The organism is Microbacterium sp. H6 (assembly GCF_003314775.1).
In the GTDB taxonomy this organism is placed as follows: Bacteria; Actinomycetota; Actinomycetes; order Actinomycetales; family Microbacteriaceae; genus Microbacterium; species Microbacterium oxydans.
Genome location: NZ_QOAY01000255.1, coordinates 1 through 20,575, shown reverse-complemented (window position 1 = coordinate 20,575; position 20,575 = coordinate 1). Strand labels below are relative to the sequence as shown.

General features: G+C 67.1%; 22 protein-coding genes. 4 read left to right on the top strand and 18 right to left on the bottom strand.

All coding sequences use genetic code 11. The features are described from left to right. From DSP71_RS16355 to prmC, 14 genes are all read right to left on the bottom strand, one after another. A partial coding sequence (locus DSP71_RS16355; protein ID WP_258546501.1) for a DUF5684 domain-containing protein occupies nucleotides 1-654 on the bottom strand: 654 nt, incomplete at its 3' end. A 108-nt stretch (nucleotides 655-762) separates the two neighbouring features. Next, nucleotides 763-1,509: a YaaA family protein gene (locus DSP71_RS16350; RefSeq protein WP_113681612.1), complete on the bottom strand. Its 747-nt coding sequence runs from the start codon at nucleotides 1,507-1,509 to the stop codon at nucleotides 763-765. A gap of 76 nt (nucleotides 1,510-1,585) precedes the next feature. Continuing rightward, nucleotides 1,586-1,846, bottom strand: a complete 261-nt coding sequence (locus DSP71_RS16345; RefSeq protein WP_046748245.1) for a F0F1 ATP synthase subunit epsilon — start codon at nucleotides 1,844-1,846, stop codon at nucleotides 1,586-1,588. A gap of 2 nt (nucleotides 1,847-1,848) precedes the next feature. Continuing rightward, complete coding sequence (gene atpD, locus DSP71_RS16340) at nucleotides 1,849-3,303, bottom strand: F0F1 ATP synthase subunit beta (RefSeq protein WP_058631290.1); 1,455 nt, start codon at nucleotides 3,301-3,303, stop codon at nucleotides 1,849-1,851. Between the two features lie 21 nt (nucleotides 3,304-3,324). Continuing rightward, complete coding sequence (locus DSP71_RS16335) at nucleotides 3,325-4,221, bottom strand: F0F1 ATP synthase subunit gamma (RefSeq protein WP_046748243.1); 897 nt, start codon at nucleotides 4,219-4,221, stop codon at nucleotides 3,325-3,327. A gap of 19 nt (nucleotides 4,222-4,240) precedes the next feature. Then, nucleotides 4,241-5,881: a F0F1 ATP synthase subunit alpha gene (gene atpA, locus DSP71_RS16330; RefSeq protein WP_113681611.1), complete on the bottom strand. Its 1,641-nt coding sequence runs from the start codon at nucleotides 5,879-5,881 to the stop codon at nucleotides 4,241-4,243. Nucleotides 5,882-5,928: 47 nt separating this feature from the next. Beyond that, nucleotides 5,929-6,720, bottom strand: a complete 792-nt coding sequence (locus DSP71_RS16325) for a F0F1 ATP synthase subunit delta (RefSeq protein ID WP_113681610.1) — start codon at nucleotides 6,718-6,720, stop codon at nucleotides 5,929-5,931. Then, complete coding sequence (locus DSP71_RS16320) at nucleotides 6,720-7,277, bottom strand: F0F1 ATP synthase subunit B (protein WP_058631293.1); 558 nt, start codon at nucleotides 7,275-7,277, stop codon at nucleotides 6,720-6,722. The genes DSP71_RS16325 and DSP71_RS16320 overlap by 1 nt, the downstream gene beginning before the upstream one ends. Before the next feature lie 27 nt (nucleotides 7,278-7,304). Further along, a complete protein-coding gene (gene atpE, locus DSP71_RS16315; RefSeq protein ID WP_028502887.1) occupies nucleotides 7,305-7,541 on the bottom strand; it encodes an ATP synthase F0 subunit C in 237 nt (78 codons plus the stop codon). Between the two features lie 60 nt (nucleotides 7,542-7,601). Further along, complete coding sequence (gene atpB / locus DSP71_RS16310) at nucleotides 7,602-8,399, bottom strand: F0F1 ATP synthase subunit A (protein ID WP_371861862.1); 798 nt, start codon at nucleotides 8,397-8,399, stop codon at nucleotides 7,602-7,604. Nucleotides 8,400-8,531: 132 nt separating this feature from the next. Further along, entirely contained in the window at nucleotides 8,532-9,050 is a 519-nt protein-coding gene (locus tag DSP71_RS16305) for a hypothetical protein (protein WP_113681609.1), read from the bottom strand. Then, nucleotides 9,050-10,213, bottom strand: a complete 1,164-nt coding sequence (locus tag DSP71_RS16300; RefSeq protein ID WP_046748237.1) for an MraY family glycosyltransferase — start codon at nucleotides 10,211-10,213, stop codon at nucleotides 9,050-9,052. The genes DSP71_RS16305 and DSP71_RS16300 overlap by 1 nt, the downstream gene beginning before the upstream one ends. Continuing rightward, nucleotides 10,210-10,959, bottom strand: a complete 750-nt coding sequence (locus DSP71_RS16295; RefSeq protein ID WP_113681608.1) for an L-threonylcarbamoyladenylate synthase — start codon at nucleotides 10,957-10,959, stop codon at nucleotides 10,210-10,212. The genes DSP71_RS16300 and DSP71_RS16295 overlap by 4 nt, the downstream gene beginning before the upstream one ends. A gap of 52 nt (nucleotides 10,960-11,011) precedes the next feature. Beyond that, nucleotides 11,012-11,872, bottom strand: a complete 861-nt coding sequence (prmC, locus tag DSP71_RS16290; RefSeq protein WP_113681607.1) for a peptide chain release factor N(5)-glutamine methyltransferase — start codon at nucleotides 11,870-11,872, stop codon at nucleotides 11,012-11,014. 100 nt (nucleotides 11,873-11,972) lie between these two features. Between prmC and cysK the strand changes: the two genes are divergently transcribed. Both cysK and epsC read left to right on the top strand, forming a co-directional pair. Next, nucleotides 11,973-12,911 carry a cysteine synthase A gene (gene cysK / locus DSP71_RS16285; RefSeq protein WP_113681606.1) on the top strand — a complete coding sequence of 313 codons (939 nt, stop codon included), beginning with the start codon at nucleotides 11,973-11,975 and terminating at the stop codon, nucleotides 12,909-12,911. Nucleotides 12,912-12,919: 8 nt separating this feature from the next. After that, the gene (gene epsC / locus DSP71_RS16280) at nucleotides 12,920-13,492 is read left to right on the top strand and encodes a serine O-acetyltransferase EpsC (protein ID WP_046748233.1); all 573 of its coding nucleotides are present in this window, start codon (nucleotides 12,920-12,922) and stop codon (nucleotides 13,490-13,492) included. 10 nt (nucleotides 13,493-13,502) lie between these two features. Here epsC and DSP71_RS16275 read toward each other — a convergent pair whose 3' ends face one another. Both DSP71_RS16275 and DSP71_RS16270 read right to left on the bottom strand, forming a co-directional pair. Next, entirely contained in the window at nucleotides 13,503-13,910 is a 408-nt protein-coding gene (locus tag DSP71_RS16275) for a phage holin family protein (RefSeq protein ID WP_046748232.1), read from the bottom strand. 67 nt (nucleotides 13,911-13,977) lie between these two features. After that, nucleotides 13,978-15,522: a CitMHS family transporter gene (locus DSP71_RS16270; RefSeq protein WP_061015178.1), complete on the bottom strand. Its 1,545-nt coding sequence runs from the start codon at nucleotides 15,520-15,522 to the stop codon at nucleotides 13,978-13,980. Nucleotides 15,523-15,688: 166 nt separating this feature from the next. On the opposite strand from DSP71_RS16270, the gene DSP71_RS16265 reads away from it, so the two are divergent. Next, on the top strand, nucleotides 15,689-17,365 hold the full coding sequence (locus DSP71_RS16265) for a sensor histidine kinase (RefSeq protein WP_257021978.1): 1,677 nt from the start codon (nucleotides 15,689-15,691) through the stop codon (nucleotides 17,363-17,365). After that, a complete protein-coding gene (locus DSP71_RS16260; RefSeq protein WP_046748230.1) occupies nucleotides 17,362-18,015 on the top strand; it encodes a response regulator in 654 nt (217 codons plus the stop codon). The genes DSP71_RS16265 and DSP71_RS16260 overlap by 4 nt, the downstream gene beginning before the upstream one ends. An 18-nt stretch (nucleotides 18,016-18,033) precedes the next feature. On the opposite strand, the gene prfA is transcribed toward DSP71_RS16260, so the two are convergent. Both prfA and rho read right to left on the bottom strand, forming a co-directional pair. Then, the gene (gene prfA, locus DSP71_RS16255; RefSeq protein ID WP_113681605.1) at nucleotides 18,034-19,113 is read right to left on the bottom strand and encodes a peptide chain release factor 1; all 1,080 of its coding nucleotides are present in this window, start codon (nucleotides 19,111-19,113) and stop codon (nucleotides 18,034-18,036) included. 11 nt (nucleotides 19,114-19,124) lie between these two features. After that, nucleotides 19,125-20,575, bottom strand: a 1,451-nt coding sequence (gene rho, locus DSP71_RS16250) for a transcription termination factor Rho (RefSeq protein ID WP_181800759.1), incomplete at its 5' end; no start/stop codon positions are given.

The following is a 20,575-nucleotide window of genomic DNA, read 5'->3' as shown; positions in this document are numbered from 1 at the left end:
AGGCGGCGCGTAACCGGGCTGCGCCGGCGGGGCGTAGCCCTGCGGGCCGGGCTGAGCGTAGCCCTGGGGCGAACCGTAACCAGCGTTGGGAGCTGCAGCCGATGCCTGAGCGGGGATGCCGTCCCAGACCGTCCGGTCTCCGAGCAGGCCATTCGCTGCCCAGGACGCGGGCTGGATGGCCGGGTTCCACCGCGACTTGTCGAAGGCGTTGATACCGAGCCACACCGGCGGCAGGAAGAAGTAGAGCACGACCCAGACGGCGTCCTTCTGCAACTTCAGACCGACGCGCCATGCGGCGATCAGGTCGATGACGCGACCGGCGATGCCGACGAGCGGGAGGATCAGGAACCAGCCGAGGAACGGGATGATCGCCCCGACGATGCCGGCGCCCATGAGGTACAGGACGAGCCAGGGGCTCAGATCACCGAGCTTGTAGAAGATCATGGTGCTGTAGACCGGCACCCAGGCGCGCCACTTGCCCTGCACGCCTGCCTTCTCGAAGATCTTCATGTAGAACCACGAGTAGAGCGCGTAGATGGCGAGTGGCAGGATCGTGTAGACCAGGATCAACGCGACGACCGCGCCGCCTGACAGGCCGTCATAGCCGTAGTAGTCGTTCATGGTTCCCTCCAGAAGTTCATGATGGGTCATCATGCGCTGAACACACTAGCGCTTCCCGGGGTTTCCGCGCATGTCCCTTACGCCGTCGGGCGCGTTCGGGGGAATCTCTCCCGCGGAACGCGATCGCCCACGGTGAGCCGGTCACTCCTCGACGATCAGCTCCCAGACACCGTCGCCCTCACCGTCCCGGAAGACCAGCCCCCGACTGTCCGCCCACGCACGGAAGCCCCGAGCGGACGTGACGCGCGGTCGCTCCTCGGCGATCGCACGCACGAGCAAGCCCTTGGACTTCTTGTTGAAGTGATTGAGGGCTCTCCCCTGTTCCGTCACGACACGGACGTACGCAGAAGCGACCGAATCGGGCACGGGGCCCAACGCGGCATAGGCCTCGCTCCGCAGGTCGAGGATGAACGTGGGTGCGGATTCCGCCACAGCAGCGGATGTCGCGGTGGCCCAGTGGCGTCGAAGGGCAGGAAGCCCGGGAACCGACGTCCCCGCCGCGAGCCGGTACATGGGCACCTGATCCAGAGCACCGACAGGACCGAAGGGCGCACTGTGGATCAAGACATGCTCGCCGAGCCATCTGCGGGAGGCTGATGACAAGGATCGGGGATCGAGAGCATCGAACAGCACCCCCGTATAGCGATCGATCGCCGGCATCGTGGGCGCTGAGCGCAGCATCCGATTGTGCGCGATGTCGCCGCTCTGACGCTCACTCAACTTGAGCACCCGACGCGCAGTCTCCTCATCGGAGGCGAGCTCGATCAGCGCATCGATGACGGCAGTGCGATGCGCCGACAGAGACGGCAGCACGAGCGACTCGAGATCGAGTGGCGAACCGTCGCCACCCTCACGCTTGGTCTCGGACGGCGGGAGCAGGATCTTCATGAAACCTCGGTGGATACAGACGCGTCCGCCTCGGGACCCTTGAGGGTGCCGAGGCGGACGCGTGGAACAGATGCTGCTAGGCGATGAGAGCCGCGTTGCCGGCGACGATCGTCAGGGTGTCGCCCTCCATGGAGAGGAACCCGTCCTGAGCGTTGGCCAGCACCTTGGTGCCATCCGACTGGGTGATGCGAACCTGGCCCTCGGCGAGGATGGCCAGCACCGGCTCGTGGCCGGACATGAAGCCGATCTCACCCTCGACGGTCTTGGCGACCACGAGGCTCGCCTCTCCCGTCCAGACCTCCGCATCAGCGGAGACGAGGCTGACATGCAGCGCCATGGTCAGCCGTTCTCCTTCTGGATCTTCGCCCACTGCTCTTCCACGTCGGAGATGCCACCGACGTTGAAGAAGGCCTGCTCGGCCACGTGGTCGAAGTCACCGCGGGTGATCGCGTCGAACGACTCGATGGTCTCCTTCAGCGGGACGGTCGAACCCTCGACGCCCGTGAACTTCTTGGCCATGTAGGTGTTCTGCGAGAGGAACTGCTGGATGCGGCGCGCACGCGACACGACGATCTTGTCTTCCTCGGAGAGCTCGTCGACACCGAGGATGGCGATGATCTCCTGCAGCTCCTTGTTCTTCTGGAGGATCTGCTTGACGGTCGTCGCGACGCGGTAGTGGTCCTCGCCCAAGTAGCGGGGGTCCATGATGCGCGACGTCGAGGTCAGCGGGTCGATGGCCGGGTACAGACCCTTCGAGGCGATCTCACGAGAGAGCTCGGTCGTCGCGTCGAGGTGGGCGAACGTGGTCGCCGGAGCCGGGTCGGTGTAGTCATCGGCGGGCACGTAGATCGCCTGCAGCGAGGTGATCGAGTGGCCGCGCGTCGAGGTGATGCGCTCCTGGAGCACACCCATCTCGTCGGCGAGGTTCGGCTGGTAACCCACGGCGGAGGGCATGCGGCCCAGCAGCGTGGAGACCTCGGAACCGGCCTGCGTGAAGCGGAAGATGTTGTCGATGAAGAGCAGCACGTCCTGCTTCTGCACGTCACGGAAGTACTCCGCCATCGTCAGAGCCGACAGGGCGACGCGCAGACGCGTCCCCGGCGGCTCGTCCATCTGGCCGAAGACGAGGGCGGTCTTGTCGAAGACACCCGCTTCTTCCATCTCGTGGATCAGGTCGTTGCCCTCACGGGTACGCTCACCGACACCGGCGAACACCGACACACCACCGTGGTCCTGCGCGACGCGCTGGATCATCTCCTGGATCAGGACGGTCTTGCCGACACCGGCACCACCGAACAGACCGATCTTTCCACCCAGCACGTACGGGGTCAGGAGGTCGATCGACTTGATGCCGGTCTCGAACATCTGAGTCTTGGACTCGAGCTGGTCGAAGTTCGGCGCCTTGCGGTGGATGGGCCAGCGCTCGGTGACCTCGATCGTCTCACCGGGCTCGAGGTTCAGCACCTCGCCGATGACGTTGAACACCTTGCCCTTGGTGACGTCGCCGACGGGGACCGAGATGGCCTCGCCGGTGTCGCTGACTTCCTGGCCGCGGACGATGCCGTCGGTGGGGTTCAGCGCGATGGCGCGGACGAGGTCGTCGCCCAGGTGCTGAGCGACCTCGAGAGTGATCTCGGTGGACTCTTCGCCCATCGCGATGGTGGTCTTCAGCGCGTTGTAGATGTCGGGGATCGAGTCGTGCGGGAACTCGATGTCGACAACCGGACCGTTGACGCGTGCGACGCGCCCGACGACCGCGGTCGCCGGCTGGTCAGCCGGAGCGGTGAGGGTCATTTTCGTCTCTTTCCTGATGGTCTATTTGCTCGCGAGAGCGTCGGCCCCGCCGACGATCTCGGCGATCTGCTGCGTGATCTCCGCCTGACGCGCATTGTTGCGCAGACGGGTGTAGTCGGTGATGAGCTTGTCGGCGTTGTCGCTGGCCGACTTCATCGCCTTCTGCGTCGCTGCCTGCTTGGCGGCGGACGACTGCAGGAGAGCGTTGAAGACGCGGCTCTGGATGTACACCGGCAGGATCGCGTCGAGAACAGTCTCGGCGTCCGGCTCGAACTCGTACAGCGGGTAAACGGTGTTACCGGCTTCCGACTCATCGGCTTCCGTGATCTCCAGCGGGAGCAGACGCACGGACTCCGGCGACTGCGTCATCATGCTGACGAAACGGTTGTACACGAGGTGGATCTCATCGACGCCGCCGTCCTGTCCTCCACGGGAGAACGCTTCGAGCAGTGTCGCCGAGATCTCCTCGGCGGTGTGGAACGACGGGGTGTCCGTGTCGCCGGTCCACTCCGCGGCCGCAGCGATCCGTCGGAACTGGAAGTATCCGACGGCCTTGCGGCCGATGAGGTAGAACACCGGCTCCTTGCCCTGCTCGCGCATGAGCTCTGCCACCTCGAGACCCTCACGGAGGATCTGCGAGTTGAAGGCTCCGGCGAGACCGCGGTCCGAGGAGAAGATCACGACCGCGGAGCGGGTGATGTTCTCGGACTCGCGGGTCAGCGGGTGATCCACGTTCGAGTGCGTCGCGACGGCCGACACGGCCCTCGTCACGGCTCGCGCGAAGGGGGTGGACGCCTTGACGCGTGCCATCGCCTTCTGGATGCGCGAAGCCGCGATGAGTTCCATCGCCTTCGTGATCTTCTTGGTCGTCTGAGCAGAAGAGATCTTCTGCTTGTAGACCCGGAGTTGAGCGCCCATATCTCAGTACCTCACGCGATTACGCGCGACGACCCTTGACGATCTTCTCCTGGTTGACGTCCTCAGCCTCAGCTGCGGCGTGCTCCTCGTGACCGGGGGCGCCGATCGCGTGGCCCTTGCCACCCTGGAACTCCAGGACGAAGGCGTCCGTCTGCTTCTCGAGCTCTGCGACCGTGGCGTCATCGAGGACGCTGGTCTCACGCAGCGTGTCGAGAACCTTGGTGTTGCGACGCAGGTAGTCGAGCAGTTCGCGCTCGAACCGGAGCACGTCCTCGACCTCGACCGTGTCGAGCTTGCCGTTCGTTCCGGCCCAGATCGAGACGACCTGCTCCTCGACGGGGTACGGCGAGTACTGCGGCTGCTTGAGCAGCTCGGTCAGACGCGCACCGCGGGACAGCTGACGACGCGAAGCCGCGTCGAGGTCGGATGCGAACATCGCGAAGGCCTCGAGGGAGCGGTACTGCGCGAGCTCCAGCTTCAACGTTCCGGAGACCTTCTTGATCGACTTCACCTGCGCGTCGCCACCGACTCGCGACACCGAGATACCCACGTCGACCGCCGGACGCTGGTTGGCGTTGAAGAGGTCGGACTGCAGGAAGATCTGGCCGTCGGTGATCGAGATCACGTTGGTCGGGATGTACGCGGAGACGTCGTTCGCCTTGGTCTCGATGATCGGGAGTCCCGTCATGGAACCGGCGCCCAGCTCGTCGGACAGCTTCGCGCAACGCTCCAGCAGACGGGAGTGCAGGTAGAAGACGTCACCGGGGTATGCCTCGCGGCCCGGCGGACGACGCAGGAGGAGCGACACGGCACGGTAGGCCTCAGCCTGCTTCGACAGGTCGTCGAAGATGATGAGGACGTGCTTGCCGCCGTACATCCAGTGCTGGCCGATGGCTGAACCGGTGTACGGAGCCAGGTACTTGAAGCCGGCAGGGTCGGACGCGGGAGCGGCCACGATCGTGGTGTACTCCAGAGCGCCGGCCTCTTCGAGCGCGCCCTTCACCGAGGCGATGGTCGAGCCCTTCTGGCCGATCGCGACGTAGATGCAACGGACCTGCTTGTTGACGTCGCCGGACTCCCAGTTGGCCTTCTGGTTGATGATCGTGTCGATCGCGATGGCGGTCTTGCCGGTCTGGCGGTCACCGATGATCAGCTGACGCTGACCACGGCCGACCGGGATCATCGCGTCGATCGCCTTGATTCCGGTCTGCATCGGCTCGTGCACCGACTTGCGCTGCATGACGCCGGGCGCCTGGAGCTCGAGAGCGCGGACGCTCTCGGTCTCGATCGCGCCGAGTCCGTCGATCGGGTTGCCGAGCGGGTCGACCACGCGGCCGAGGTAACCGTCACCGACGGGGACCGAGAGGACCTCACCCGTGCGGGTTACCTCCTGGCCGGCCTCGATGCCGGTGAACTCGCCGAGGACGACGACACCGATCTCGTGCTCGTTCAGGCTCTGCGCGAGACCCTTGGTGCCGTCGGCGAAGACGACGAGCTCGTTCGCCATGACGCCGGGCAGTCCCTCGACGTGAGCGATGCCGTCCGCAGCGTCGACGACGGTGCCGACCTCGGTCGCACCGGCCGCGGTGGGCTCGTATGCGGCGGCGAAGTCCTTCAGCGCGTCACGGATGACGTCGGGGCTGATCGATAGTTCTGCCATTGTCTTCCCTTTGTATCTGGGTGCGCGGTTCCCCGCGCGAAGTCGTGTTAGCCCGCGAGCTTCTGGCGAAGGTCGGCGAGTCGTGCGGAGATGCTGCCGTCGATGACGTCATCGGCGATCTGCACACGCAGACCTCCGACCACGGCAGGGTCGATGACGACGTTGAGCGATACCTGACCGTCATAGCGACGCGAGAGCGACTCGCTCAGACGGTCACGCTGCGCATCGCTGAGGGCGGTGGCGGTGTACACGGTGGCGACGACGCGGCCGCGCTGGTTCGAGACGATGTTCATCGCCCTGTCCAGCAGACGACGAACGCGGCGCTCACGCGGCTGGCGTACCAGCGACGTGATGACCAGAGTCGCTGCGGTGCTGGTGGAGCCTTCGGCCAGGAGACGCTCGACGAGCGTGCTCTTGGCGTCTTCTCCCCCGACGCGGCTTCCCAGAGCGAGTTCCAGCTCAGGGTTGGCTGCGATCACCCGGGAGAACCCGAAGAGCTCGCCCTCGATGTCCGTGTCCGGCTCGGCGACCGCTGCGGCGCGGATCGCGAGCTCCTCGATACCGTCGACGAGCTCATCCGCGTTGGACCAGCGTTCTGCGACCACGGTCGACAGAACGTCCTTGGCGCCTGCGGAGAACCCGCCGAACACCGCGGCGACGACATTCTGTCGTGCCGCGGCGGGAGCGGAAGGATCAGCAAGCGCGCCGCTCAGCTGGGACGAGTCGCTCACGGCCCGGGCGGCGGCGAACAGCTCCCGCGCCGTGTCGAGAGTGATGTCCTTCGCTGCGGCAAGCGTCTTGATGGATGCCGCGAGTGCCTGAGTGGTCGCGCTGCCCATTACTGAGCCGCCTTCTCGGATGCCTCGAGCTCGGCGAGGAAGCGATCGACGACAGCGGTCGCGCGTGCGTCGTCGGAGAGCGTCTCGCCGACCACGCCACCGGCGAGGTCGAGGGCGAGCGAACCGACCTCGCTGCGGAGCGAGACGAGAGCGGTCTGACGCTCCGCCTCGATCTGCGTGTGCGCGGTGGCGGTGATGCGTGCGGCCTCGGTGGTCGCGGCGTCCTTCGCCTCGGCGACGATCTTCTTGCCGTCCTCACGGGCGGCCTCGCGGATCTCGCCGGCCTCGGTGCGCGCCTCAGCGAGCTGACGCGTGTACTCCTCGAGTGCCGCCTCCGCCTGCTTCTGCGCCTCGTCGGCCTTGGCGATGTTGCCCTCGATCGCGGCGGACCGCTCATCGAGCATCTTCGTCAGCTTGGGAAGGGCGACCTTCCACACGACGATCAAGATGATGAGGAACCACAGACCCGACCAGATGATGTCGTACCACGCGGGGATCAGCGGGTTGTTCGCCGCCTCACCCTCAGCCGCGAGGTTCGTGACAAGAGCGTTCAGCATCCTGTCTCCTTCAGAAGTCGGTTCGGATTACGGGAAGGGGATGAATCCGACGGCGATGCCGACGAATGCAAGCGCCTCGGTGAAGGCGATACCGATCCACATGAGGACCTGGAGACGGCCGGCCAGCTCGGGCTGACGAGCGACGCCCTCGATGGTCTTGCCGACGACGATACCCACGCCGATGGCCGGGCCGATGGCAGCGAGGCCGTAGCCGATCACCGCGAGGTTGCCGTTGATTTCAGCGAGAACCGTAGTTGCGTCCACGGGGTTTTTCCTTTCGTTGGGTGGGAAGGCTGATGCCTGCCCGCTCAGTGTCTAGTGGGCTTAGTGCTCTTCTGCGACCGCGAGCTGGATGTAGACCGCGGTGAGGACGGTGAAGACGTACGCCTGGAGGACGGCGACCAGAATCTCGAAGAGAGTGAAGGCGCCGCCGAAGGCGAGGGTTCCGACACCGAGCGCGGCCCAGCCGCCGCCTGCGGTGAAGAAGAAGAACTGGGTCGCTGCGAAGCAGAGGACCAGGATCATGTGGCCGACCACGAGGTTCATCAGCAGTCGCAGGGTGAGCGTCACCGGGCGGATGATGAAGGTCGAGATGAGCTCGATCGGGGTGACGATGAAGTACACCGGCCACGGGACACCGGCGGGGAAGAGCGAGTTCTTGAAGAAGTTCTTCGGGCTCTTCTTGATGCCGGCGTAGATGAACGTGACATAGCTGACCACGGCGAGCGTGAGCGGCACCGCGATGATGGCCGTTCCCGGCATGTTCAGGAACGGGATGATGCCGGTGATGTTCATGAACAGCGTCATGAAGAAGATCGTCATCAGGATCGGGAGGAACCGATCGCCGTCCTTGCGGCCGAGCAGGTCGTGGGCGATGCCGCCGCGCACGAAGCCCATGCCCATCTCCACCAGGCTCTGGAACCGGCCGGGGACGACCTTCATGCGGCGGGTACCGAGCCAGAGGATGAGGACCACGGCAATCACGGAGAGCAACTGGATCAGGTGGATCCGGTTCACCGGGATGGGGCCTACGTTGAAGAGGATCTCCGGAAAGAATTCATCGATCGAAGGGCCGTGGAACTCGCCGTCGGTGGCAAGTCGGGGGGTCAGGGTCGCAGCGATATTAAACAGCGCGGGCTCCAGCTTCGGGGCACCGGTCAGAACCGGGGCGACGATGGTCGGTGTGCTTCACAGCGCAAGCGCTCGCGGGCGAGCGGCGGGCACGTCTCAACACTATCAGAATCTGAGGGTCCCCTAAGACCGCTGGCCGCCCTCGACGGGGCCGCCGTCGATGTGATTGGCGTTGCCGGGGGCGCGATCTTCGGGAACCTCGGTCGGCAGCGTGGTGTCGCTGACGTGCGGCAGACGCATCTGCGTGAGCACAACGACGTCGATGACGAGCGACATCAGCACACCGGCCACGATCGAGAGGAAGAACACCATCGGCTGCAGCCAGGGCTGACCGGCGAGCAGGATCATCACCACGACGAAGACGCCCAGCTTGAGCAGCCAGCCGCCGAGCACGATCGCGAAGAACAGCTGCACGTAGAGCGGGTCTCCGAACCAGCGATTCGCGATGAGGATGCTGAGGCCGGTGATGCCGAGGAACACGGCCGCCAGCACGACGCCGAGCAGACCGCTGATGAGACCCTCGCCCTGGGCGACGAGGAAACCGACGCCGCCTGCGACGATCGCGAGCACGACGGTGGCGATCGCCGACCAGATCAGGGTCCGACGCAGGATCGGGGTGCTGGAAACGGGGCTCGGGCTCATCAGGACTCCACGGGTGTCGGATCGGGTTCGGCATCCGCAGCACTGCGGCGGGTGGGGCTCAAGGTGACGACGAGGCAGGCCGCGATGCCCAGGACGCCGAAGCCGACGCCGGGCAGGTACTGGCCTGGCCAGTCCTCCCGTGCGCCCACGTACATCATCAGGACCGCCAGGGAGACGACAGCCGTCCAGGCGTAGAAGATCAGCACGGCGTCGCGGTCCCGGTGGCCGAGATCGAGCATGCGGTGATGCAGGTGCTTGCGGTCGGGCGAGAAGGGCGAGCGTCCCGCGCTCATCCGCCGGAGCACCGCGAGGCCGAAGTCCAGCAGCGGCAGCAGCACCACGAGCAACGGGAGCAGGATCGGCAGGAACGCACCGACCAGCTGCGACCGGCCGAGACGCTCGGGGTCGAGGGCCGACGGGTCCATCTGGCCGGTGATCGCGATCGCGGACGTGGCCATGAGGAGGCCGATCACCAGTGCTCCCGAGTCGCCCATGAAGATCTTGGCCGGGCTCCAGTTCAAGGGCAGGAACCCGAGGCACGCACCGATGAGGACCGCCGCAAGGAACGTGGAGAGGTTGAAGTAGCTGGAGGCCCCGGAGTCGCGCGTGAAGATGTATGAGTAGGCGAAGAAGACGCCGTTGGAGATCAGGCACACACCGGCTACGAGGCCGTCGAGGCCGTCGATGAAGTTCACCGCGTTCATCACGATGACGATCGCGAACATCGTGATGGTGATGCTCAGCCAGCTGGACACGACGATGAGGTCGCCGAACGGCAGCGAGAGGATCTGCAGTCCGCCGCCGACCGTGATGACGCCGGCGGCGAGGAACTGCGCGCCCAGCTTGATCATCCAGTCGATGTCCCAGAGGTCGTCGACCACGCCGATGATCGCGATCAGAAGCGAGGCGCCGAGGATCGACCACATCGTCTGCGGGGGGATCCAGATGCTCTGGAAGAAGGGGTTCATCGCAGAGAAGCCGAAGGCCGCGGCGATGGCGAGGAAGATCGCGACGCCGCCCAGCCGGGGCTTGGGCGTGGTGTGCACGTCACGGTCGCGGATGGCGGGGTAGAGCTTGAACCGGAGGCTCACCTTCAACACCGCCCAGGTCAGCGCGAACGTGATCAGGGCGGTGAGGATGATCGTGAAGAGATACTGCTTCACGAATCCCCGTCCTGCTCCCGCGGGTGGTCGTGCCCGGTGTGCGCGTGCTCGGCGTGCTCCTGCCCGTCGTCCTCGGGCTCGAGCAGATCGCCGAGCACCTCATGCAGCTGCTCGCGCGTGACCGCGCCGTCACGGAGGATCCGCACCACGCCCTGGTCGGAGTCGGCGCCTCGACGCACCAGCGACGTCGCATCGACGATGGTGGACGCGATGCCGTCCTTGCTCAGTCCGTCCGCGAGGTACACCGCGACGCTGTCGCCGAGCATCTTCTCAGCGTCGTACGCGGAGATGGCAGCCGACTCCCCTGTGAGGTTCGCGCTGGAGACCGCCAGTGGTCCCGTCTCCGCGAGCAGTTCGAGGGCGACGCGGCCCTCCGGCATGCGCACCGCGACCGTGCCGAGGGTCTCCCCCAGGTCCCACACCAGCGACGGCTGGGCCGGCAGCACGATCGTGAGTCCCCCGGGCCAGAACGCCTCGACCAGACGCTCCACGGGCTCGGGAACCGACTCCGCGAGGGCGGCGAGGGTCTCCTTGGTGCCGATGAGAACGGGCGGCGGCTGGTCGCGGCCGCGCCCCTTCGCGTCGAGGAGCCTCTGCACCGCGGCCGGGGAGAAGGCATCGGCGGCGACACCGTACACCGTGTCTGTGGGGATGACGATGAGGTCGCCTCGGCCGATCGCCTGGCGCGCATTGCGCATGCCGGCGAGAAGCTGCGACTCGTCGCTGCAGTCGAAGATGGTTGACATGACGGTTCGATTCTATGCGGCGCGGCCGATGAGCACGCTCGGAGGTTGCTGATCAGGGGCGGAGCGCGGTCGTGGCGCGATCCCGCAGCGTCAGGTCGCGATGCGTCGCCGCCGCACGCCAGCCGTCGACGGTGAGGATCTCCCTGATCGATTCGCCCTGCAGCTCGCCGTGCTCGATGACGAGAAGCCCGCCGGGGCGCAGCAGACCGAGCGCGCGTCCGCTGAGCACGCGAACGATGTCGAGACCGTCCTCTCCGCCGTACAGCGCCATGGCCGGGTCGAAGAGTCGCACCTCCGGGTCGCGAGGTACGGCCGCGTCAGGGACGTACGGCGGGTTCGAGATGACCACGGACGCCGTGCCGTCGAGCTCGGGGAACGCGTCTCGCAGATCGGAGAGGACCAGCGTCAGGTTCTCCACTCCCTCCACGTTGCGAGTCGCCCACGCGTGGGCGTCTTCGGACAGTTCGGCGGCGAAGATCCGGGCGTGCGGGACCTCCGTGGCCATCGCGAGGGCGATGGCCCCGCTTCCGGTGCCGAGGTCGATGCCGATCGGGGCGGGTTCCGCGGAGTTCACCAGCGCGTCGATCGCGTATTGCGCGACGGTCTCGGTCTCCGGACGCGGCACGAAGACGCCGGGGCCGACGGCGAGTTCGAGGTGACGGAAGGGAGCGGTCCCGGTGATGTGCTGGAGGGGCTCGCGTGCGGCTCGACGGGCGACGACCGAGTCCAGCGCCACCGCATCGGCATCGTCGACACGGTCGCCGCGGACGATGGCGGCCTGCACCTCGCCGCGCCGCCTGCCGAGGACGTGCCCGGCGAGGAGCTCGGCATCGACCAGAGGATCGGGGACGCCGACGTCGGTCAGACGCTGGGCCGCCGCGCGGACGACCGCAGCAAGAGAGTTGTCGGACATGACTTCCAGCGTAGGGTGCGGGCGACCGTCACAAAGCCTCACCCATAGACCCCCTCCCCTAGGCTGGTCCCGCAGCGACCCCCGCACAGGAAGGCTCACCATGCCCGGCATCCACTCCGACATCACGACCGCTTTCGGCAACACCCCGCTCGTCCGGCTGAACCGGGTGACCGAGGGTCTCGGTGCGACCGTCCTCGCCAAGCTCGAGTACTACAACCCCGCCTCGAGCGTGAAGGATCGCATCGGCATCGCCATGATCAATGCCGCCGAGGCGTCGGGTGAGCTGCAGCCTGGCGGCACGATCGTGGAATCGACGAGCGGCAACACCGGTATCGCCCTCGCCATGGTCGGCGCGGCGCGCGGGTACCGTGTCATCCTCACGATGCCGGCCTCCATGTCGAAGGAGCGCCGCGTGCTGCTGAAGGCGTTCGGGGCACAGATCGTGCTCACCGACCCCACCAAGGGCATGAGCGGCGCGATCGAGGAGACCAAGCGCATCGTCGAGGAGACCCCTGGCGCGATCTGGATCCGCCAGTTCGAGAACGCCGCCAACCCGCAGATCCACCGCGAGACCACGGCGCAGGAGATCCTCCGCGACACGGACGGCGCCGTCGACATCCTGGTGGCAGGCGTCGGCACCGGAGGGACCGTCACCGGAACCGGACAGGCTCTGAAAGCCGCGAAGCCGGGCGTCCAGGTGATCGCCGTCGAGCCCAAGGACTCCCCCGTGCTGACCGAGGGACACCCCGGGCCGCACAAGATCCAGGGCATCGGCCCGAACTTCGTCCCGGACGTGCTCGACCGCGAGGTGCTGGACGAGATCCTCACCGCGGAGTTCGACGAGTCGATCCGCGTCGCCCGCGAGCTCGCCGCGAAGGAAGGTCTGCTCGTCGGCATGTCTTCCGGCGCAGCCGTCGCCGCCGCGCTGAAGGTGGCCGCCCGCCCCGAGAACGCCGGCAAGACGATCGTGGTCGTGATCCCGGACACCGGTGAGCGTTACCTGTCCACCGCACTGTTCGAGGATCTGCGCGAAGACTGAGGCCGTCGATGGGAATGATCGGGCGGATGCGCGAGGACATCGCCGCAGCTCGCCTCCGGGACCCGGCCGCGCGCAGCGCCGTCGAGGTCGCACTGCTGTACCCCGGGCTGCACGCGATCTGGGCGCACCGCGTATCCCACGCGCTCTGGCGGCGCCGGCTGCGTCTGCTCGCGCGAGCCGGGTCACAGGTCTCACGCTGGCTCACCGGGATCGAGATCCATCCCGGTGCACGCATCGGTCGCCGGTTCTTCATCGACCACGGGATGGGTGTCGTGATCGGCGAGACCGCCGTCGTGGGCGATGACGTGATGCTCTATCACGGTGTCACGCTCGGAGGACGCACACGCACCTCGGGCAAGCGGCATCCCACCCTCGAGAACGGCGTCGCCGTCGGAGCGGGGGCCAAGATCCTCGGACCCGTCACGATCGGCGCGGGGTCAGTGGTCGGCGCGAACGCGGTCGTGACCCGAGACGCCCCGGCGGACAGCATCCTCGTCGGCATTCCGGCGAAACCGCGTCACCGCACGGCCGGTGAGGACACCAGAGCGCTCCTCACCGCCCCGGACCACTACGCGATCTGACTCGCGTGCGCTAGCGGCGTTCTCCCTTGACCGACTCGACCTTCTTGCGGAGGAAGATCAGCGGGAGCAGCACACTTCCGAGGGCCGTGATCAACCACACGATGACCGAACCCAGCAGCCATCCGGTGAGGTCGGTGATGCGCAGACCACCGATCGGGAGCAGCACGACGATGATCAGCGAGATCAGCGTCGACACGATGCCGATGCCGCCCATGAGCACGGGTGCGTAGCGATTGGCGATCTTCATGACCCACGGCGAGAGCACGCTCTGCAGGATCGCGAAGATCAGGATGCAGATGACGAATCCCCACCACTTGTCCCACTCGATCTCGAAGCCGTCGAGCAGCAGGTCGGCGGCGATCAGGCCGAGGCCGGCGGACACCAGGTAGAGCAGGCCGCGGAAGAGGAATGTGATCACGGGCTGAGCATAGCGCCCCGGCTCCAGGAGAGCGGGGAGTGCGCTGTCCGCACTCCCCGCCGTCCGGTCACTGGGCCACGAAGAACGGGACCGCTCCGCTCAGGATGCCGACGCCGAGCATCACGAGCGAGACGATGGTCGCGCGCCACAGGACCTTGCGGTGGTGATCGCCCAGGTTCACGCTCGCGAGGGACACGAGCAGCAGGATCGCAGGCACGAGCGGACTCTGCAGGTGCACGGGCTGACCGGTGATCGACGCCCTCGCCATCTCCACGGGATCGATGCCGAAGTTGGCAGCGCTCTGGGCGAGCACCGGGAGGATGCCGAAGTAGAACGCGTCGTTCGACATGAAGAACGTGAACGGGATCGACAGGAGTCCGGTGATCGGTGCGAGGAACGGGCCGAGAGCAGGAGGAAGCACGTTCGTGATCCACGCGGCCATCGCGTCGACCATTCCGGTGCCGGTGAGCACGCCCACCAGGACACCGGCCGCGATCACCATTGAGACGACGCCCACGATGCTCGGTGCGTGCGCGACGATCTCGGAGGCCTGCTCCTTGATGCCCCGGAAGTTGATGACGAGGGCGAGCCCGGCCCCCACCATGAACACGTACGGCAGCGGCAGGATGTCGAGCACCAGCAGCACCATCACCGCGAGTGTGAGGGCGAGGTTGAACCAGATGAGCTTCGGTCGGAGCGTGGGGCGGGCGGGGTCCAGCATCGTGTCCGCCATGGCCGTGTCCGCGGGGTCGACGCTCGCAGCGGAGACCGGAGCATGGCCGCCGGCGACGACCACGAGGTTGCCGGTACGCAGCGACGCGCGCGCTCCGGGCTTCGGCTCCGCACCGCGGAAGATCTTCGGCACGGTCGACAGCGATCCGCCGTCGGCGCCGACGAGCAGGCCCTCCGAGTCCAGGCGCCCGAGGCGGCGACGCTCCTGCAGTCCGAGGATCCACGCGAACCCGAGAGTCACGACGATACCGGCGCCGAGCGCGGGCAGCATCGGCACGAAGATGTCTGTCGGCTGCACTCCGAGCGCTGTCGCGGCGCGCACGGTCGGCCCGCCCCAGGGAACGATGTTCAGCGTGCCGTTCATGAGGCCGGCGACGCACGTCAGCACCACGGGGCTCATCCCGAGCCGGAGGTAGATGGGGAGCATCGCCGACGTCGTGATGATGAAGGTCGTTGAACCGTCGCCGTCCAGGGAGACCGCGCCGGCGAGGATCGCGGTTCCGAGCACCACCTTCGCCGGGTCGTCTCCGAGCAGCCGCGTGATGAGGCGGATGAGTGGATCGAACAGCCCCACGTCGATCATGATGCCGAAGAACATGATCGCGAACATCAGCAGCGCCGCGGTCGGCGCCATCTTGCCGATCGAATCGAGGATCATGTCGCCGAGGCCGAGACCTGCGCCGGCGAAGAGCCCGAACGCGGTCGGAACCAGGATCAGCGCCACCATGGGAGTGAGACGCTTGGTCATGATGAGCGTCATGAACGCGAGGACCATCGTGAACCCCAGCAGCACGAGCACCCACTCCGGCGGCACGAACGCCACATCGTAGGTCGGCGCCTCTTCGGCGGCCGCGAACAGACCGGTGAGTGCGTCTGGCATGCGTTGACTCCTTCGTCGTGTCTCCGTCTGCGTCGACGGATCCCGACGAGAATAGGCAATCCGCGCGCCGAGGGAGCGGTATGTCGCATTCCCTGTCGTTGTGCGCGTAGCGTGGGTTCTGCGCATATTGCGCGAGCGCAGCATGGAGAGAATCACGGTGCCGAGGATGACGTCGACCAGACCGCGGTTCGCCACGCGCGCCCTGCTCCTGCAGCTTGCGACGGTGACCCTCGTCGTCGCCCTGTGCACCGGGGTGTATCTCCTCCTCGCCGTGCAGCAGCTGCGTGCCGAGGCGGAGTCGACGGCGCTGGGAATCGCCCGCACCCTCGCAGAGGATCCGCAGGTGCGCGCAGAGGTCGCTCGCATCTCCCTCCAGGAGGGCACACCCGACGCGGCAGAATTGCGCGAAGGCGACCTGCAGCGCATCGCATCCGATGTCACCGCGCGCACTGGCGCACTGTTCGTGGTGCTCACCGATGACAACGGCATCCGTCTCGCGCATCCCACCCCCGCACGGATCGGCGAAGAGGTCAGCACGCCATACGAAGAGGTGCTCGCGGGCGCCGAGATCGTCGACTGGCAGACCGGGACACTCGGCGAGTCCGCACGCGCGAAGGTTCCCGTCCGGGACGAGACCGGCACCCCGGTGGGCGAGGTCAGTGTGGGGTTCGAGCGTGCGGGTGTCTTCGACGACCTGCCGCCCCTGCTCGCCGTGATCGGGGGTACGGCTGCGGGCGCCCTCGCTCTGGCTGTGCTCGCATCCCTCCTGCTCCGCAGACGATGGGAGCGTCTCACCCTCGGCGTGCAGCCGGAAGAGCTGGTCGCGCTCGTGCAGAACCAGACGGCCGTGCTGGACGGGGTCGACGACGGCGTCATCGCCATAGACACACGCGGCATCGTCCGGGTCAGCAACGCCGCCGCCGATCGGCTGCTCGACCTCGACGACCCGGTCGGACGTCCCGTCGACGACCTCGGTCTCCTCCCGGCCATCCTGGACACCCTCACGAGTACCGGCGCCCGCACGAGCGCCCTCGTCGGAGACCGGATGCTGTATCTCGACTCGCGGAGCGTGGTGCGCGAGGGGCAGCAACTCGGCACCGTGCTCATCGTGCGCGACCGCACGGACCTGGTCGCCTTGGCCGAGCGCCTGGAGACGGTCAGGACGATGACCGCCGCGTTGCGCGTGCAGAGACACGAGTTCGCCAACCGCATGCACGTGGCCGCCGGACTCATCGATGCCGGCCGGGTCACAGATGCCAGGGCGTTCCTCGGCGAGCTCGTGGAGCGGGGTCCTGTGGCGTTCCCGGTCGTGGGGCTGGACCTCCTGCGGGACCCCTTTCTGCACTCGTTCCTGGGCGCCAAAGCCGTCGAAGCCGGAGAACGCGGCGTCGCCCTGCGCATCGCGGACGACACCCACCTGATCGGCACGGTGATCGCTCCCGAAGACGTCGCCGCAGTCCTCGGCAACCTCGTGGACAACGCCGTGACCGCCGCGGTCTCGGGAGAGCGGACTCCGCGCTGGGTCGAGGTGGCGGTCCTGGACGACGACGATGCACTGGTGTTCACCGTCTCCGACTCCGGCCCCGGACTCGGAGACGTCGATCCTTTCGCCCCGCGGACGCGGGACCAGAAGACCACCGACACCGTGCACGGGCATGGGATCGGACTTCCGCTGTCGACGGAGATCGCCCGTCGGAACGGGGGCGACCTCTGGGTCATCGACCCCGGCGGTGTCGACAGCCGCGGTATCGACAGCCGCGGTGTCGAAGGCGGCGCTGTCTTCGCCGCGCGCATCAACGGAGCAGTCGACCGCAGCTCCCCCGATCCTGAGGAGAACACATGACCGTCCCCCTGCGCGTACTCATCCTGGACGACGACTTCCGCGTCGCCCAGCTTCATCAGGGCATCGTCGAGGAGCACGCAGGAGTCGGCGTCGCCGAGACCGTGCGATCGCTCGCCGAAGCCCGCGACAGCATGCGTGCTTCCCGACCGGACCTGCTCATCGCCGACGTGTTCCTTCCCGACGGGGACGGCATCGCGCTCGTCCGCGAGTCCGGCATCGACGCGATCCTGATCTCCGCCGCCGACGACGCTCCGACGGTACGCAGAGCACTGCGGTCGGGAGCTGTCGGCTATCTCGTGAAGCCCTTCGAGCGACGGGCTCTGTCAGGACTCCTGGATCGCTACGTGCGATACCGCAACCTCCTCGACGGTGATCGCACCCTCCGCCAGGAAGACGTCGACCGCGCCCTCGCCATCCTGCACGGTGCGGGCGAACCGGTGTCCGTCTCGCGGTCGGCGACGGAGCAGCTCGTGCTCGCCGCACTCGGCGACGGAGAGCGTTCGGCAGCGGAGATCGGGGAACGCGTCGGAATCTCGCGCGCGACCGCGCAACGGCATCTCGCAGCTCTCGCGGCGAGAGCCGTCGTCGACGTGCGCCTCAACTACGGATCGACGGGCCGCCCCGAACACCGCTACGCCGCACGCGTCTGACGTCAGCGGATGGACGGCTCAGGAATCGGAGCCGACGGCTGCGAGGCGTGCTTCCTCGTCGGCGGCGATCGCGCTCTCGATGATCGGGTCGAGCGCGCCGTCCATGACCTGATCGAGGTTGTACGCCTTGAATCCGGTCCGGTGATCCGCGATCCGGTTCTCCGGGAAGTTGTAGGTGCGGATGCGCTCCGAACGGTCCATGCCCCGGATCTGCGACTTGCGCGCGTCGGAGGCGGCTGCGTCGAGCTCCTCCTGCTGCTTGGCCAGCATTCGGGCGCGCAGCACGCGCATCGCGGCCTCGCGGTTCTGCAGCTGCGACTTCTCGTTCTGCATCGACACGACGATGCCGGTGGGCACGTGTGTGATCCGCACCGCGGAGTCCGTGGTGTTGACGGACTGACCGCCGGGCCCCGAGGAGCGGAACACATCGATCTTGAGGTCGTTCTGGTCGATGTGGATCTCCTCCGGCTCATCGACCTCGGGGAAGACCAGCACACCGGTCGTCGAGGTGTGGATGCGGCCCTGCGACTCCGTCGCCGGCACCCGCTGCACACGGTGCACCCCTCCCTCGTACTTCAGGTGCGCCCAGACGCCCTGCGCCGGATCGGAGGAGGAACCCTTGATCGCGACCTGCACGTCCTTGTACCCACCGAGGTCTGACTCGTTGCGCTCGAGCAGCTCGATCTTCCAGCCCTTGGATGCGGCGTACTGGATGTACATGCGCAGGAGGTCGGCGGCGAACAGCGCGGACTCCGCGCCGCCCTCCCCTGCCTTGATCTCCATGATCACGTCGCGGGCATCGTCGGGGTCACGCGGGATCAGCAGACGCCGCAGACGCTCCTGAGCGCCCTGCAGCTCTTCTTCCATCGCAGGGATCTCCGCCGCGATGGACTCGTCCTCCCTGGCGAACTCCCGCGCCGTCGCCAGGTCGTCGGTCGCCGCGACCCAGGCCTCGTAGGCGGAGACGATGCGCGAGAGTTCCGCGTATCGACGGTTGACGCGCTTCGCGCGTGCCGCGTCGGCGTGCACCGCCGGGTCGGAGAGCTCCTCCTGCACCCGGCGATGCTCGTCGATCAGAGTCTGGACGGACTCGAACACGGGTCGGCCGCTCAGCGGATGTTGTTGTCGTGTCCGTGAGCGCCCGAGGGCAGCGTCGGGATCGACTTCTGCATCTGCACGAGGAACTCGACGTTCGAGTTGGTCTCCTTGAGCTTGCCGAGCACGACCTCGAGCGCCTGCTGCGGGTCGAGTCCGGCGAGGGCGCGACGGAGCTTCCACGTGATCTTGACCTCGTCGGCCGAGAGCAGCATCTCCTCGCGGCGGGTGCTGGACGCGTTCACGTCCACGGCCGGGAAGATCCGCTTGTCGGCGAGCTGACGCGACAGACGCAGTTCGCTGTTGCCGGTGCCCTTGAACTCCTCGAAGATGACCTCGTCCATCTTGGAGCCGGTCTCGACGAGCGCGGTGGCGAGGATCGTCAGGGATCCGCCGTTCTCGATGTTGCGGGCTGCACCGAAGAAGCGCTTCGGCGGGTAGAGCGCGGACGCGTCGACGCCGCCGGTGAGGACGCGGCCGGACGCCGGGGCGGCCAGGTTGTACGCGCGTCCGAGGCGGGTGATCGAGTCGAGGAGCACGACCACGTCGCGGCCCAGCTCGACGAGACGCTTGGCCCGCTCGATCGCGAGCTCGGCGACGGTGGTGTGGTCTTCGGCGGGGCGGTCGAAGGTCGAGGCGATGACCTCGCCCTTCACGGTGCGCTCCATGTCGGTGACCTCTTCGGGGCGCTCGTCGACGAGCACGACCATGAGGTGGACCTCGGGATTGTTCTGCGCGATCGCGTTGGCGATCTGCTGGAGGACGATCGTCTTGCCGGCCTTCGGCGGCGCGACGATGAGGCCACGCTGACCCTTGCCGATCGGCGCCACGAGGTCGATGATGCGCTGCGTCAGCTTCTCCGGAGCCGTCTCCAGACGCAGACGCTCCTGCGGGTAGAGCGGGGTGAGCTTGCCGAACTCCACGCGGGTGGCCGCGTCGTCGACCGACAGGCCGTTGATCGAATCGACCTTGACCAGGGCGTTGTACTTCTGGCGCCCCTGCTGCTCGCCCTCGCGCGGCTGCTTGATGGAGCCGACGACCGCGTCGCCCTTGCGGAGGTTGTACTTCTTCACCTGGCCGAGCGAGACGTAGACATCGCTGGGACCGGCGAGGTAGCCGGTGGTGCGCACGAAAGCGTAGTTGTCGAGCACGTCGAGGATGCCGGCGATCGGGATCAGGACGTCGTCCTCGGTGATCTCGGTCTCGAACTCGTCGGCCGGTGCACCGTTGCGGCGCTTGTTGCGCTGACGGTTGCGGTTGTTGCCACCGGACTGCTCGTCGTCGGCGGCGGGCTGCGTCTGCTGCTGCTCCTGGGCCGCGCCGTTCTGACCGCGTCCGCGGTTGCGGCTGCGGCTGCGGTTGCGTCCGCGACCGCCCTGCTCCTCGCCGCTGTCCCCGGAGTCGGAGTCGGCGTTCTGCGGAGCCTCAGCGGGTGCCGATTCGGCAGCGGACTCCGCTGCCGGCT

Excerpts from the sequence above, each read along its gene's own strand:
- DSP71_RS16350 (WP_113681612.1), bottom strand. The coding sequence starts at position 1,509 with ATGAAGATCCTGCTCCCGCCGTCCGAGACCAAGCGTGAGGGTGGCGAC.
- DSP71_RS16345 (WP_046748245.1), bottom strand. The coding sequence starts at position 1,846 with ATGGCGCTGCATGTCAGCCTCGTCTCCGCTGATGCGGAGGTCTGGACG.
- atpD (WP_058631290.1), bottom strand. The coding sequence starts at position 3,303 with ATGACCCTCACCGCTCCGGCTGACCAGCCGGCGACCGCGGTCGTCGGG.
- DSP71_RS16335 (WP_046748243.1), bottom strand. The coding sequence starts at position 4,221 with ATGGGCGCTCAACTCCGGGTCTACAAGCAGAAGATCTCTTCTGCTCAG.
- atpA (WP_113681611.1), bottom strand. The coding sequence starts at position 5,881 with ATGGCAGAACTATCGATCAGCCCCGACGTCATCCGTGACGCGCTGAAG.
- DSP71_RS16325 (WP_113681610.1), bottom strand. The coding sequence starts at position 6,720 with ATGGGCAGCGCGACCACTCAGGCACTCGCGGCATCCATCAAGACGCTT.
- DSP71_RS16320 (WP_058631293.1), bottom strand. The coding sequence starts at position 7,277 with ATGCTGAACGCTCTTGTCACGAACCTCGCGGCTGAGGGTGAGGCGGCG.
- DSP71_RS16305 (WP_113681609.1), bottom strand. The coding sequence starts at position 9,050 with ATGAGCCCGAGCCCCGTTTCCAGCACCCCGATCCTGCGTCGGACCCTG.
- DSP71_RS16295 (WP_113681608.1), bottom strand. The coding sequence starts at position 10,959 with ATGTCAACCATCTTCGACTGCAGCGACGAGTCGCAGCTTCTCGCCGGC.
- prmC (WP_113681607.1), bottom strand. The coding sequence starts at position 11,872 with ATGTCCGACAACTCTCTTGCTGCGGTCGTCCGCGCGGCGGCCCAGCGT.
- cysK (WP_113681606.1), top strand. The coding sequence starts at position 11,973 with ATGCCCGGCATCCACTCCGACATCACGACCGCTTTCGGCAACACCCCG.
- epsC (WP_046748233.1), top strand. The coding sequence starts at position 12,920 with ATGGGAATGATCGGGCGGATGCGCGAGGACATCGCCGCAGCTCGCCTC.
- DSP71_RS16270 (WP_061015178.1), bottom strand. The coding sequence starts at position 15,522 with ATGCCAGACGCACTCACCGGTCTGTTCGCGGCCGCCGAAGAGGCGCCG.
- DSP71_RS16265 (WP_257021978.1), top strand. The coding sequence starts at position 15,689 with ATGACGTCGACCAGACCGCGGTTCGCCACGCGCGCCCTGCTCCTGCAG.
- DSP71_RS16260 (WP_046748230.1), top strand. The coding sequence starts at position 17,362 with ATGACCGTCCCCCTGCGCGTACTCATCCTGGACGACGACTTCCGCGTC.